We start from the raw sequence: 13135 nt of genomic DNA on the forward strand, positions 1-13135 counted from the left end.
TCCAATCCGACCCGAGAGCCCGCGCGAGCAGCCATGGGTGCGGTGGCGGCTGCTCGCGCGGACTTGTTGGTCGACACGACACAATTGACGTGCCGGCGTATCCGCGCCACGCAGGCCCGGTGGCTCACAGCGCCTATGCGAATCGAGATCAGCAGGTGTTCTCGTGCCTCCCACGACAAACGGCAGTCGACCTGAGAGATGCTCAGGTCGACCGCCGTTCTGTAGCGTCCAGAAACAGCTCTAGTGGTTCGTGCTCGATCAGATGGCTGTTCTTTCTACGACATCTGATCCGTCGCTCCGGGAAAGGCGGAACCTTCGCTGCGCTCCGGTCCCACCTATCCCTGCACGACTACTCAGATGTCGTAGTACATCTCAAACTCGTGCGGGTGCGGACGGAAGCGGAGCGGGTCCACCTCGTTGGTGCGCTTGTAGTCGATCCACGTCTCGACCAGGTCCTCGGTGAAGACACCGCCCTCGGTGAGGTAGTCGTGGTCGGCCTCGAGCGCGTCGAGCACGTCCGGCAGCGACCCCGGCACCTGGCCGATGTTCTCCAGCTCCTCCGGGGGCAGCTCGTAGAGGTCCTTGTCGACCGGCTCCGGCGGCTCAATGCGGTTCTTGATGCCGTCCAGGCCGGCCATCAGCTGCGCCGCGAAGCAGAGGTAGGGGTTCGCCGACGGGTCGGGGATCCGGAACTCGATGCGCTTGGCCTTCGGCGACGTGCCCGCGATCGGGATGCGGATACACGCCGAGCGGTTGCGTGCGGAGTAGACGAGGTTCACCGGCGCCTCGTAGCCCGGCACCAGACGGTGATAGGAGTTCATCGTCGGGTTCGTGAACGCCAGCAGCGACGGCGCGTGCTTCAGCAACCCGCCGACGTACCAGCGAGCAATGTCCGAGAGGCCGCCGTACCCGTTCTCGTCGAAGAACAGCGCCTCGCCGTCCTTCCAGAGCGACTGGTGGGTGTGCATGCCCGACCCGTTGTCACCGAAGAGCGGCTTCGGCATGAACGTGACGGTCTTGCCCGCCGCGAACGCCGTGTTCTTCACGATGTACTTGAACTTCATCATGTCGTCGCCGGCGCCGAGCAGCGTCGAGAACTGATAGTTGATCTCCTGCTGGCCGGCGGTGCCCACCTCGTGGTGCGCGCGCTCGACCTTCAGGTCCACGCTCTCCAGGCCCACCACGATGTCGTCGCGCAGGTCGGCGAAGTGGTCGACCGGCGGCACCGGGAAGTACCCGCCCTTGTAGCGCGGCTTGTAACCCTGGTTGCCGCCCTCTTCCTCACGACCGGTGTTCCAGGCGCCCTCGACGGAGTCGATGAAGTAGTAGCCGGCGTTCTGCTTGGTCTCAAAACGGACGTCGTCGAAGATATAGAACTCCGCCTCGGCGCCGAAGTACGCCGTGTCGGCGATCCCGGTCGACTTCAGGTAGGCCTCGGCCTTCGCCGCGATGTTGCGCGGGTCGCGGCTGTACCGCTCGTCCGTGAAGGGGTCGACGATGGAGAAGTTCATAACCAGCGTCTTGTGCTTACGGAACGGGTCCACGAACGCCGACTTGGGGTCGGGGATCAGCTTCATGTCCGACTCGTGGATGGCCTGGAACCCGCGGATCGACGAACCGTCGAACATCGCGCCCTCGGTGAACGAGTCCTCGCTGATGGTCGAGGCCGGCACGTTGAAATGCTGCATCACACCGGGGAGGTCGCAGAAGCGCACATCGACGAACTGGACGTCTTCGTCCTTGATGAACTTCAGGACCTCATCGCTGGTGTTGAACATGAAACCTCCATGGCTGTGGAAAAAGGGCCGCGCGCCGTCACCTGGCAGACCCACGCGCGGTGCGTCGAACCTAGCGGACCGCCATTACCCGCCCATGACTGAAGCGTTTCGCGGGTGTTACACGGTGGGATGCCGGTCTCACGACCTGGACCGCGGTCACTACGCTGACCCCGTGGTATCACCCCAGTCCTCCCCGCCCACGGATCCCGCCGCCGACGCGGGGTGGCCGGGCAAGCGCTTCGGATGCGCCGAGGAGGGCGTGACGTCGGTGGCACGACTCAGCCCGCGCGTCATCGCGCTGGTGATCGACTGGGCGCTGTGCAGCGTCATCGCCGCCGGCCTGCTCGGCTACCGCTGGGGAGGGTCCGGCAGCTCCGGTTTCGCACCCCTGCTGGTCTTCGCCGTGGAGAACATCCTGCTCGTCGGTGTCGCGGGTTCGACGATCGGTCATTGGATCGTCGGCGTACGCGTCACCCGCCTCGACGGAGCGGTCGCCGGACCCGTCGCGGCCATCATCCGCGCGGTGCTGCTCTGCGTCGTCATCCCGGCGCTCATCTTCGACACCGACCAGCGCGGGCTGCACGACAAACTCGCACGCACCATCCTGGTCCGTACGCGCTAGGCGGCAGGTGCGGCGTACGAGCGTCGTTTGGGCCCACTCGGCCCGAAACGAGCTGGCCCAAAGGGTTTAGCTGTTCGTTTGGGCCCGCTCGGCCTCAAACGCGCCGGTACACGGGACGTGGGCGCTCGTTATGGCCCGCTCGGCCCGAAACGAGCTGCTCGGAAGGGCTCAGCTGTTCGTTTGGGCCCGTTCGGCCTCAAACGCGCCGGTACGCGGGACGTGCGCGCTCGTTATGGCCCGCTCGGCCCAAGAGGACCGCTTCCGTGCAACAGGAACTCTGTGCGGCAGCGGCTGTTCTTTCTGCGGCCGCTGCCTCCGCACTCCGCTCCGGCCGGATGCCTCGCTGCGCTCGCCCTCCGACCTACGCTGCGTGCTCCGTCAGCGGCCGCGCAACGACTTGCGGTCGGCCCGCGCCGAGCGCGGGTCCATGCCCTTGGGGATCGGCGGCTTGACGCCGCCCAGCGCCCGCAGCCGCTTGTTCACGGCCTGCACCTCGGCGTCGGTCAGCTTCTTGGGCAGCTTGGTCATCGTCGCGGTCAGCTTGCTCACGGCGACGGCGTCCTCACCCTCACCGACGCGCAATGTGTGCACCGGCACCTCCGGACCCGACACCCGGGCGACCCGCTTGCGCTCGGACTCCAGCAGCTTCGTCGCGCCACCGCGCGGGCCTTCGCCGACCAGCACCACGCCGGCCCGCCCGACGGCGCGGAACACCATGGCAGCGTTCTGCATCTCGCTCATCTTGCGCGCCCGACCGGAGTCGGCGGCCACGGGCTCCTGCTCGTAGTACCAGCCCTTGCGCAGCCCGCTCATCGCAGCGCTCGTCGCACCGGGCTGACCCTCGAGCTGTCCGTACGCCGCCTTCTGCGCCAGCCGCCCGAAGAGCAGCATCGCCAGGATCACGCCGAGGAAGACACCGAGGATGCCGAGGTAGATCGGGTGCTGGACGGCGATACCGATCACCAGCAGCACGACGAACCCCAGCAGGAACGCGCCGATCAGGTAGAACGGGATGCGCGGGTTCTGCTTGCTCGCGAGCGTGTAGAGGGTCTTGATCTGCGCGACCCGCCCCGGCTCGCCCCCGTCGGCCGGCGTCGCTCCGGAGGCCTCGTTCTTCTTCTTCCGGGAGAACCGGCTCTTCTTCGCGGGTGTGGGTGTCGCCGACATGGGTGTCAGGATACGTGCGGCAGGGCGCGCTCCACGAGCGACGCCGCCTCCTGACGGGCGGGTGAGGACGCCGCAGCCGCCAGGTGCGCGAGGTTGGCCGGGAGCTCGCGCCCCGAACGCTCCATCGCCTGGGCGTAGAGCCGCCCGGCCCGGTACGACGAGCGCACCAGCGGCCCGCTCATGACGCCCTTGAAGCCGAGGTCCTCCGCGACCTCCGACCAGTGCACGAACTCCTGCGGCTTGACCCACCGGTCCACCGGGTGGTGACGGGGGGAGGGGCGCAGGTACTGGGTGATGGTGATCAGGTCGGTGCCGGCCTCGTGCAGGTCGCGCAGGGCCTGCTCGATCTCGTGGTCCTCCTCGCCCATCCCCAGGATGAGGTTGGACTTGGTGACCAGCCCGGCGTCCTTGCCCATCGTGATGACCGACAGCGAACGCTCGTACTTGAACGCCGGCCGGATGCGCTTGAAGATGCGCGGCACCGTCTCGACGTTGTGCGCGAAGACCTCGGGAGCCGCTTCGATCACAGCTCCGACCTGCTCGGGCACGGCGTTGAAGTCGGGGATCAGGATCTCCACTCCGGTGCCCGGGTTGTGCTCGTGCACCTGGCGGATCGTCTCGGCGTAGAGCCATGCGCCGCCGTCCTCGAGGTCGTCGCGCGCGACACCGGTGATGGTCGCGTAGCGCAGACCCATCTGCTGCACGGAGTCGGCGACCCGGCGGGGCTCGTCACGGTCCAGGTCGGCCGGCCGGCCGGTGTCGATCTGGCAGAAGTCACAGCGCCGAGTGCACTGCTCGCCACCGATGAGGAAGGTCGCCTCGCGGTCCTCCCAGCATTCGAAGATGTTGGGGCAGCCCGCCTCCTGGCAGACCGTGTGCAGGCCCTCGTTCTTCACCAGGTTGTGCAGCGAGGTGTACGCGGGGCCCATCTTGGCCGTCGTACGGATCCATTCCGGTTTGCGCTCGATCGGGGTCTCGCTGTTGCGCGCCTCGACGCGCAACATGCGCCGTCCCTCCGGTGCCACGGTCACGGTCTCGCTGCTCCCTTGCCTTCGATGTCGGGCATCACGCCCAGCTCTACCCCCTGGCGCAACCGCCGCGGGAGAGGCTTTGTTCCAGGGTACGCGGGAGCCGCGGACCGATTGCCGTTGCCTTCCAGCGGGTCCACGCTCGCCACGGGGGCGCGGTGCCTAGGCTCGGGCGATGAACGAATCGAGCGTTCCGGACGTCGACGCGCGGACGGCACTCGTCGCGGCGTCCCTCAGCCCAGGATGTCCGGCAGACGCTTCTGCACGAACGGCAGCACCTCGTGCACCGAGACGTCGCGGCCCAGTTCCTGGCTGAGGGAGGTGACGCCGGCGTCCGGGATCCCGCACGGGACGATCGTGTTGGACCACGACAGGTCGCAGTCGCAGTTGAGCGCGAAGCCGTGCATGGTCACGTCGCGGCTGACCCGGATGCCGATCGCGCCGACCTTGCGCTCGGGCTTGCCGTCGGACGCGGCGAACCACACCCCGCTGCGACCCTCGACGCGTCCCGCGGCCAGGCCGAGGTCGGCGCACACGTCGATCATCAGCTGTTCGAGGCGGCGGACGTGGCCGACGACGTCGATCGGGTTCGGCAGTCGCACGATCGGATATCCGACGAGCTGTCCCGGGCCGTGCCAGGTGATCTTCCCGCCGCGGTCCACGTCGATCACGGGCGTGCCGTCGAACGGCCGCTCGTGCGGCTCGGTCCGCTTGCCCGCGGTGTAGACGGCCGCGTGCTCCAGGAGCAGCACCGTGTCCTCCTGCTCGCCGGCAACGACCCGGGCATGCACCTCGCGTTGGGTGTCCCAGGCGGCCTGGTAATCGACGAGATCGGGGGCGAAGCCGAGCTGTTCGATGCGCATCGTTCGAGCGTACGCCGGGCCCTCCTGTACTCCCGCGTCACATTGACGCGATCAACATTGGCGCGACGTCCCGCCCTGGAGATGCTGGCGCGATGACACAGACAGCTGACTCCCACCCCCTGATCGCGCCTCCGGGACTGGCCGGCGTGGTCGTCGCCGACACGGCGCTCGGAGACGTCCGGGGCACCGAGGGGTTCTTCCACTATCGGCAGTACGACGCCACCGGGCTCGCGCGCGACCGGACCGTGGAGGACGTCTGGCACCTGCTGCTCCGCGGCGACCTGCCGGACCCTGAGGCCACCCGCGCCTGGCGCGAGGAGATCGCCGAGCACGTGCTCCCAACCGACCGGTACGCCGACCAGCTCACCGCGGTGCTGCGGGCCGCACCGACTCGAGCACCGTTGTCGTCGTTGCGGACTGCCATCTCGGCGTACGGCGTCCTCACCGGTGACGAGCCGCTGTGGGACCTGGACGACGCGGCGCGGCAGCAGGCGGCGATGCGGACGGCGGCCGCGGTCCCGTGGCTCGTCGCGGCGGCGTACGCGGTCGGGCGCGGAGAGGAGCCGCGTGCGGCACGCCCCGAGCTCGGGTACGTCGGGAACTACCTGTGGATGGTCACCGGTGTGGTGCCGGACGAACGCGCCGTGCGAGCGCTCGGCCGGTATCTGTGCCTGACGGTCGATCACGGGTTCAACGCCTCGACGTTCACCGCGCGGGTGGTCGCCTCGACGGGCGCCGACCTGACGGCGTGCGTCGTCGCGGCTATCGGTGCGCTGTCCGGTCCGTTGCACGGCGGCGCGCCGAGCCGCGCCCTCGATGCGCTCGACGAGATCGGCACGGTCGAGAACGCCGCACCGTGGGCTCGGGCGCAGCTCGCCGCCGGGCAGCGGGTGATGGGGTTCGGCCACGCCGTCTACCGAGGGCTGGACCCCCGCTCGGAACTGTTGCGGGAGACCGCGACCGAGCTGGGCGGTGACACCGCGGAGCTGGCGGTGCAGGTCGAGCGGGAGGTCGTGCGAGTGCTCGACGAGGCCAAGCCGGACCGGCCGCTGCGCGCGAACGTCGAGTTCTACGCCGGTGTGGTGATGCAGGAGTGTGGGATCCCGCGAGAGCTGTTCACACCGACCTTCGCGTGTAGCCGGGTCATCGGCTGGACGGCGCACATCCTCGAGCAGGCGAGCGGTCGCAAGATCTTCCGACCGAGCTCGCGCTACGTGGGACCGCCTGTGCAGTAACGCTGTTCAGTCACCCGTGTAGATCGCGCGCGGCCGGAACCGCAGCGGGTGGCCCTGCTCCTCGATCCCGTGTGCGACGAAGCCGGCGATCCGGGCCACGGAGAAGATCGTCTCCCCGCTACCGCGCGGCAGGTCGAGGGCGACGCTCAGAGCCGCCAGCGCGAGGTCGACGTTCGGGTAGCCGCCTCCGCGACGGTGCACCTCGAGACGGAGCGCGTCTGCGCACGCGACCACCTGCGGACAGCGCTCCTCCAAGATGCCGAGCAACGCCTCCGCACGCGGGTCGATCCCGCGGTAGACGGCGTGGCCGAATCCGGCGGTCGCCCCGTCCTCTCCGTAGGCCGCGACCCGTGCGCCCCGTTGCATGCTCTGCCGCAGCAGGCTCTCGGCCACCACGGACGCGCCGCCGTGCCGCGGACCGCCCAACGCCGACAAGCCGGCCAGCACGACGAGGTACGGCGGGGCGCCGGTGCCTGCCGCCGTGCGGGCGGCGAGCGTGGAGGTCGCGAGCTCGTGGTCGGCCAGCAGCACCAGTGCGGCGTTCAGCAGTGCGGTCTCACCGGTGTCGACGGGGCGGCCGAGCAACCCGAACCCGAGGCGTTCCGCGAGGGTGCCCTGCGATGGTCCGTCAGCCGTCCCGACCGCTGCCACGCCGGCCAGCAGGGCCGCGTGCCCGGCCTGCGCGAACCGGGCGGAGGTGAGGATCGTGGTCGGTGGCGTGCGGTCGTGCAGCAGGTGGACTGCCATCCGTACGCGGTCCGCGCCCGTGGCGCCGGGACGGCACACTCGTCGTACCTCGCACGCGACCGCATCCGTCGACGATGTCGCCGCCCAGTCGAACTCTTCGCTCTCCCAGAGTAGTTCGGCCACGCGCTCGTACGCCGTGTCCGCGGCGAGCCGAGTCGCATCCGTGCCGCGGTAGAGCAGCACACCCTCGGGGATGAGCGAGGTGATCCTCGTGTCGATGGTGAGCTCGAACCGCCCCGCCACGGAGCGCCGGTGCCGCTCGGCGAGAGCCAGCACCTCCGCTCTCCGGAAGCGGGACCCGTCGTGCCGCGACCCGTTCAGGTCGCCTCGCGTGAGGATCCCGCGGCTCACGTACGCGTAGACGGTGCGGACCTGGACGCCGAGCAGCTCGGCGGCGGCCGCGGTGCTGATCAGGTCGACGTCGTCCACGAGAGGCAACGCTAGTTCCCGCATGGACGGGGGCGGGGGCTGTGGACAACTTCTGCGGGCGACAACCCGTGGGTGGCACGGTCGGCTGTCATGGACGGGCGACCGCAGGCGGACCCTTCCGGCGTCCCACCGCAGGTGCCGGGGTACGACGTGCTGCACCGGCTCGGTACCGGCGGGTCGGGTCGGGTGTGGGCTGTTCGCAGGGCTGACGGGGTACGGCTGGCCGCCAAGTTCGTCGACCTCGACGACGGTGAGGTCCTGCAGCACGAGGCGTCCTTGCTGCGGGCGCTGCGGCACGAGCACGTGGTGCGGCTCTACGACCTCGTCGTCGCGCAGGACGGCGGTCCGGTCCTCGTGATGCAGCTGGCCGAGGGCGGGTCCCTCGCCGAGAGTCTGCGCACCCGTGACCACCTCACGCCCGGTGAACTCGTCACCGTGCTGTGCCCGGTCGCCCGGGCTCTGCACGATCTGCACAGCATGGGCCTGGTGCACGGCGACCTCAGCCCCGGCAACATCCTGTTCACCGAGGAGGGCAAACCGCTGATCGCCGACCTGGGCTTCTCCCATGTGGCAGGGCACGACGGTGTCCCGCTGTGGGTCACGGAGAGCTGGGCCGCACCCGAGACGCTGGCGGGCGATCGGGTCACCCCCGCGAGCGACGCGTACTCGCTCGGTGCGATCGCCTGGACCGCCCTTGTCGGCGCCGCTCCCGAGCCGGCCGCGCTCCGCCCCGACCTGGCGGACCTCGCACCGCACCTCAGCGCCGAGCTGCGGGATCTGGTGCTCTCCTGCCTGTCGCACACCCCGTCCGCACGTCCGACGCCCGAGGACTTCGCGGTCGCGTTGTGGGCGACGGCACCCGCGGCGCCCGCGCCGGTGCAGGGCTCGGCGGGGCGGCGGACGGCGCCGGAAGGAGCGGCGGACGACCCGGGAGTGCAGCTGACCCGGCGGATGCGGGAGGTCGCAGGGCGGGAGGACGGGAGCCGCGAGGGTCGCTCGCGCACCGGGGTCGCCGCACGCGGGAGTGAGCCCGGCGGAGCCAGGCCGTGGGAGGGAATCGGGCGGCACAGCGCGCGGGATGCACCCAGTGCGTGGTGGCGCCGCCCGGTCGTCGCTCGTACGGCGGGTGCGGCCGCGTTCGTCGGGTTGGTCGCCGGCGGGCTGATGCTGGTCGGAGACGGCTCGTCCGCGGGTGCCGGCCGGGCGGCGCCGACGACCGCGAGCGGTAGATCGAGCAGCGCCCCGCCGACCGGTGCGACCCCGGTCCCTCTCGCCGCCCGTTCCTCGCAGAGCGCGCCGGGTGCGACCCCGTCGACCGCATCGCACTTCCCGGCGTTGTCGCCGCAGCAACGTCTGGCCCGGTACCCGGTGGGCGTGCTGCAGTTGCTCGTCGATGCACGGGCGCACGCATGGGTCACCGGGAAGCCGGCAGATCTGCGGTCCGCGGTGCGGGCCGGGTCGGCCGCGTACCGCTCGGACACGACCGACCTGGGCATCGCCCGCGCCGACGGAATGTGCTACTCCCGATTGGCATTCCGGGTCCGCAGCGCGCGGACAACCTCGACGAGAGGCGGAGTGACGCATTTGCTGGCGGTGATCGACCGCTCGGCGTACGGCGTGTCCGGGCCGGACGGCACTCGCACCGTCGCCGCGAGTGCGGGGGAGCGGACCGACGTCTCCCTGGCCTGGACGCCGGACGGGTGGCGGATCACGGCGTGGACCGCGGCGTGACGCGTGAGCTCGACGACCTCAGGTGAGCAGCAGCACCGAGAGTCGTCGACCGGCGACGCGGGTGCCGATCAGACCGAGAGCCAGCAGATAGAGCACCGACACGAGGGACGCGATGCCCACCTGACCGGTGGTGAGCTCCCGGCACAGCACGACACCTCGGTAGAGCGGCGTGCACTCCACGATCCACCGCAGCCATTCCGGGAACGCCGACACCGGGAAGAAGGTCGCCGAGAAGAGGAAGAGCGGCAGCGTGCCGAGCGTGACGTATTCGAAGTCCTGCCAGCTGCGCATCCAGGTGGTGAGCGCCATGCCCATCCCTGCGAAGCCGAACCCGATGAGCAGCGCCGCCGGAAGAGCGAGCACCGCCCACCAGCTATGCACCAGCCCCAGCGCGGTCATCACGACGAGGAACGCCGCGGAGTAGATACCGCCGCGCAGGAGGGCCCAGGTGATCTCCCCTCTCGCGACGTCGCCCGTCGTGCGCGGCGTGGCGAGGATCTGGTCGTAGAGCTTCTGATACTTCAACTTGAAGAACACGTTGAAGGTGGTGTCGAAGATGGCGCCGTTCATGGCCGAGGCCGCGAGCATCCCCGGTGCCACGAACTCCGCGTACGGGACCGACCGGCCGCCGACGTCGAACCCGTGCACCAGCTTGCCCACCCCGATGCCGATGGACAGCAGGTAGAGCACCGGTTCGAGGAACCCGGTCAGGAAGATGATCCAGCCACGGCGGTAGACCAGGTAGTTGCGGTAGATGAGGATTCCGGTCGCGGCGGCGCGGGACAGTTCGCGTCCCCGGTCGCGGGTGATCGGTGCGGAGAGGACCGCCATCAGAAGATCAGCCGCCGGGTCAGGCTGCGCACGGCCAGCCATCCGCCGACCGCCGCGAGCACCACCAGATAGGCGAGGTGTAAGACGACCGGCCCGATCTCGCTCGTGCCGAGGGCGAACATCCGGGTCAGGTCCACGCCCTGCCACAGCGGGCTGACGCGAGCGATCGCCTCCAGCGGCCCGGGGAGATCGGACAGCGGGAAGAAGGCACCGGAGAAGAGGGTCAGAGGGATCATCAGGAGCCGGAAGATCAGCGTGAAGCCCATCTCGTTCCGCAACCCGGCCGAGTAGGCGTAGATGGGCGTGGCGAACGCCAGACCGAGCAGCAGCTGCACCAGGACCACGGCGCAGGCGCCGAGCACGGAGTGGAAGATGCCGAAGAAGGCCAGCACCGCGGTGAAGACCACCGAGGTCATGGCCAGCCGCAGGACGACGAATCCGAGGTGGGCCACCACCAGATCGACCACGCGCAGGGGTGTGGCGACCATGGAGAAGTAGGTCTTGCTCCACTTGAGCATGCCCAGCACCGGATAGGTGACCTCGCCGATCGCGACCTGCATGGACTGCGCGGCGAGCATCCCCGGCACGACGAACTGCAGGTAGCTGTGCGCGCCCTCGAGCCGGTGCGGGTCGACGCGCACGAACCCCCCGAGCAGCACCCCCATCGCGACCACGTACAGCAGGGGGTTGACGAAGCTGGTCACGACACTGCCCCGCCAGGTGCGGCGGTAGAGGGTGAGCCAGTAGTCGAACAGACGCCACGCCTGGAAGAACCCCGGCCGGCCCGTCGCCGCGCTCATCAGTCGACCAGGCTGCGACCGGTGAGCCGCAAGAAGACGTCTTCGAGGGTGGAGCGCCGCACGAGTACGGCGGTCGGCGTCAGTCCGCGCTCACCGACCTTGGCGAGGGTCTCCTCACCGTGCTGGGTGTAGAGCAGCAACCGGTCCGGGAGCACCTCGACCCGGTCGGCGAGATCGCGCACCCGCTCGGCCATGTCCTGGTGCTCTCCGACGCCGAAGCGCAGCTCTGCGACCTCCCGGGTGGAGTGTTCAGCGATCAACCGCAGCGGCGACCCCTCGGCCACGATCTGGCCCTTGTCCATCACGACGAGCCGGTCGCACAGCTGCTCGGCCTCGTCCATGTAGTGGGTCGTGAGCACGAGGGTGACGCCCTGCTGTTTGAGGCGGAACAGTTTGTCCCACAACAGGTGCCGGGCCTGGGGGTCCAGGCCGGTGGTGGGCTCGTCGAGCAGCAGCAGCTCGGGTTCGTTGATCAGCGATCGGGCGATGGTGAGCCGGCGTTTCATCCCGCCGGACAGGTCCTCGACCTTCGCCTGGGCCCGCTCCGTCAGCTGCGCGAACTCCAGCAGCTCATCCGCCCGTGCCCGCACAGCGGCGCGCGAGATGCCGAAGTACCGGCCGTAGACGATCAGGTTGTCGCGCACGCTGAGGTCGTTGTCGAGTGTGTCCTCCTGCGGGCAGATGCCGATCCGGGCGCGGATCTGCGACCCGTGGGTGGCGGGGTCCATCGACAGGATCCGCAACTCACCGGAGGTGACGGGAGAGACGGCGGCGATCATCCGCATGGTCGAGGACTTGCCGGCACCGTTGGGCCCGAGGAAGCCGAACGATTCGCCGCGGTGGACCTGCACGTCGATGCCGCGTACCGCCTCGAACGTCCCGAAACTCTTGTGCAGCGACCGGGCCTCGATCATCGGGTCGTCAGGTCGGGTGGGCACCCGGCGAACCTACCCGCCGTACGTCGTGGCAGAGGCCGGACACGGCGGTCGTCAGCGAGCGAGCCAGTCGGCAACTTCCGCCAGGTCGTTGTGGACCCAGGTGAAGCCGCTGTCCTGCAGCACCTTCGGTTGCATCCGCAGACTCGTCATGATCTCCGAGGCTAGCTCGCCCAGCACCGCGCGCAGCGCGAACGACGGCGCGGGCAGCACCGCGGGCCGGTGCAGCGCGCGTCCCAGCGCCTGCATGAAGTCGGCCTGCCGGGCGGGGGAGGGACTGCTCATGTTCACCGGGCCGGTGATCTCCGGGTGGTCGATCAGGTGCACGATCGCGCGCACCTGGTCCTCCAACGAGATCCACGACCACCACTGACGCCCGGAGCCGAGCGGGCCGCCGAGCCCGAGCTTGGCCAACCGCAGCACCTGCTCCATCGACCCGCCGTGGGGATCGAGGACGAGGCTGGTCCGCAGGAAGCACACCGGGTGGCCGGCGGCTGCCGCGGGCGCCGTCGCCGCCTCCCACACCTGGGTGACCCCGGCGAGGAAGGAGTCGCCGGGCGCACCGGACTCGTCGACCACGTCGTCGCCGCGCTCGCCGTAGTAGGACATCCCGGACGCGCTGACGAGGTGCACCGGAGCCTCGAGCGAGGTCAGCACGTGGGCCAGCGTCGCGGTCGAGGAGACCCGCGAGTCGGTGATCGTGCGCTTGTACGCCGCCGTCCACCGGTGATCGCCGATCCCGGCGCCCGCGAGGTTGACCGCCGCGGTCACCCCGCGCAGGTCGGCCTCGTCCAGCTCGGCCTTGGCCGGGTCCCACTGCACCTCGTCCGCGGCACCGGGCGCGTGCCGCACCAGCTTGACGACCTCGTCGCCGCGGGCCGTGAGGTGCTGGATGAGGGCAGTGCCGATCATCCCGGAGGATCCGGTGATCGCGATCCGTTGCGCCGGCCGTGCGCCCGACTGCGTCAT

General features: G+C 69.8%; 12 protein-coding genes. 3 read left to right on the forward strand and 9 right to left on the reverse strand.

The genetic code is table 11. The features are described from left to right. Nucleotides 1–353: 353 nt before the first annotated feature. Nucleotides 354–1778, reverse strand: coding sequence for a type I glutamate--ammonia ligase (gene glnA / locus J4030_RS09140; protein ID WP_208048911.1), 1425 nt, complete (start codon nt 1776–1778; stop codon nt 354–356). 172 nt (nt 1779–1950) lie between these two features. Between glnA and J4030_RS09145 the strand changes: the two genes are divergently transcribed. Continuing rightward, on the forward strand, nt 1951–2400 hold the full coding sequence (locus tag J4030_RS09145) for an RDD family protein (RefSeq protein ID WP_307864626.1): 450 nt from the start codon (nt 1951–1953) through the stop codon (nt 2398–2400). Nucleotides 2401–2778: 378 nt separating this feature from the next. Here J4030_RS09145 and J4030_RS09150 read toward each other — a convergent pair whose 3' ends face one another. From J4030_RS09150 to lipB, 3 genes are all read right to left on the reverse strand, one after another. Next, a complete protein-coding gene (locus J4030_RS09150) occupies nt 2779–3567 on the reverse strand; it encodes a DUF4191 domain-containing protein (protein ID WP_208048913.1) in 789 nt (262 codons plus the stop codon). Between the two features lie 5 nt (nt 3568–3572). After that, nucleotides 3573–4598: a lipoyl synthase gene (gene lipA / locus J4030_RS09155; protein WP_208048914.1), complete on the reverse strand. Its 1026-nt coding sequence runs from the start codon at nt 4596–4598 to the stop codon at nt 3573–3575. Nucleotides 4599–4828: 230 nt separating this feature from the next. Beyond that, nucleotides 4829–5458: a lipoyl(octanoyl) transferase LipB gene (gene lipB, locus J4030_RS09160; RefSeq protein WP_208048915.1), complete on the reverse strand. Its 630-nt coding sequence runs from the start codon at nt 5456–5458 to the stop codon at nt 4829–4831. 92 nt (nt 5459–5550) lie between these two features. Between lipB and J4030_RS09165 the strand changes: the two genes are divergently transcribed. Beyond that, nucleotides 5551–6693 carry a citrate/2-methylcitrate synthase gene (locus J4030_RS09165; protein WP_208048916.1) on the forward strand — a complete coding sequence of 381 codons (1143 nt, stop codon included), beginning with the start codon at nt 5551–5553 and terminating at the stop codon, nt 6691–6693. Nucleotides 6694–6699: 6 nt separating this feature from the next. On the opposite strand, the gene J4030_RS09170 is transcribed toward J4030_RS09165, so the two are convergent. Beyond that, a complete protein-coding gene (locus J4030_RS09170; RefSeq protein WP_208048917.1) occupies nt 6700–7869 on the reverse strand; it encodes a citrate synthase in 1170 nt (389 codons plus the stop codon). Nucleotides 7870–7959: 90 nt separating this feature from the next. On the opposite strand from J4030_RS09170, the gene J4030_RS09175 reads away from it, so the two are divergent. Then, entirely contained in the window at nt 7960–9600 is a 1641-nt protein-coding gene (locus tag J4030_RS09175) for a serine/threonine-protein kinase (RefSeq protein WP_208048918.1), read from the forward strand. A gap of 18 nt (nt 9601–9618) precedes the next feature. Here the strand turns inward: J4030_RS09175 and J4030_RS09180 are convergent, their stop codons facing one another. The 4 genes from J4030_RS09180 to J4030_RS09195 all read right to left on the reverse strand — a co-directional run bounded on the left by J4030_RS09180 (nt 9619) and on the right by J4030_RS09195 (nt 13135). Beyond that, nucleotides 9619–10431, reverse strand: coding sequence for an ABC transporter permease (locus J4030_RS09180; RefSeq protein WP_208048919.1), 813 nt, complete (start codon nt 10429–10431; stop codon nt 9619–9621). Then, nucleotides 10431–11231 carry an ABC transporter permease gene (locus J4030_RS09185; protein WP_208048920.1) on the reverse strand — a complete coding sequence of 267 codons (801 nt, stop codon included), beginning with the start codon at nt 11229–11231 and terminating at the stop codon, nt 10431–10433. Before J4030_RS09185 ends, J4030_RS09180 begins: the two co-directional genes overlap by 1 nt. Next, the gene (locus tag J4030_RS09190; RefSeq protein WP_208049037.1) at nt 11231–12145 is read right to left on the reverse strand and encodes an ABC transporter ATP-binding protein; all 915 of its coding nucleotides are present in this window, start codon (nt 12143–12145) and stop codon (nt 11231–11233) included. The genes J4030_RS09185 and J4030_RS09190 overlap by 1 nt, the downstream gene beginning before the upstream one ends. Nucleotides 12146–12220: 75 nt before the next feature. Further along, nucleotides 12221–13135 carry a TIGR01777 family oxidoreductase gene (locus J4030_RS09195; RefSeq protein ID WP_208048921.1) on the reverse strand — a complete coding sequence of 305 codons (915 nt, stop codon included), beginning with the start codon at nt 13133–13135 and terminating at the stop codon, nt 12221–12223.

The organism is Allobranchiibius sp. CTAmp26 (genome assembly GCF_017565405.1).
Lineage (GTDB): Bacteria > Actinomycetota > Actinomycetes > Actinomycetales > Dermatophilaceae > Allobranchiibius.

Coding starts and splice junctions, on each gene's coding strand:
- glnA (WP_208048911.1), bottom strand. CDS start 1,778: ATGTTCAACACCAGCGATGAGGTCCTGAAGTTCATCAAGGACGAAGAC.
- J4030_RS09150 (WP_208048913.1), bottom strand. CDS start 3,567: ATGTCGGCGACACCCACACCCGCGAAGAAGAGCCGGTTCTCCCGGAAG.
- lipB (WP_208048915.1), bottom strand. CDS start 5,458: ATGCGCATCGAACAGCTCGGCTTCGCCCCCGATCTCGTCGATTACCAG.
- J4030_RS09165 (WP_208048916.1), top strand. CDS start 5,551: ATGACACAGACAGCTGACTCCCACCCCCTGATCGCGCCTCCGGGACTG.
- J4030_RS09175 (WP_208048918.1), top strand. CDS start 7,960: ATGGACGGGCGACCGCAGGCGGACCCTTCCGGCGTCCCACCGCAGGTG.
- J4030_RS09180 (WP_208048919.1), bottom strand. CDS start 10,431: ATGGCGGTCCTCTCCGCACCGATCACCCGCGACCGGGGACGCGAACTG.
- J4030_RS09185 (WP_208048920.1), bottom strand. CDS start 11,231: ATGAGCGCGGCGACGGGCCGGCCGGGGTTCTTCCAGGCGTGGCGTCTG.
- J4030_RS09190 (WP_208049037.1), bottom strand. CDS start 12,145: ATGATCGAGGCCCGGTCGCTGCACAAGAGTTTCGGGACGTTCGAGGCG.
- J4030_RS09195 (WP_208048921.1), bottom strand. CDS start 13,135: ATGACGCAGTCGGGCGCACGGCCGGCGCAACGGATCGCGATCACCGGA.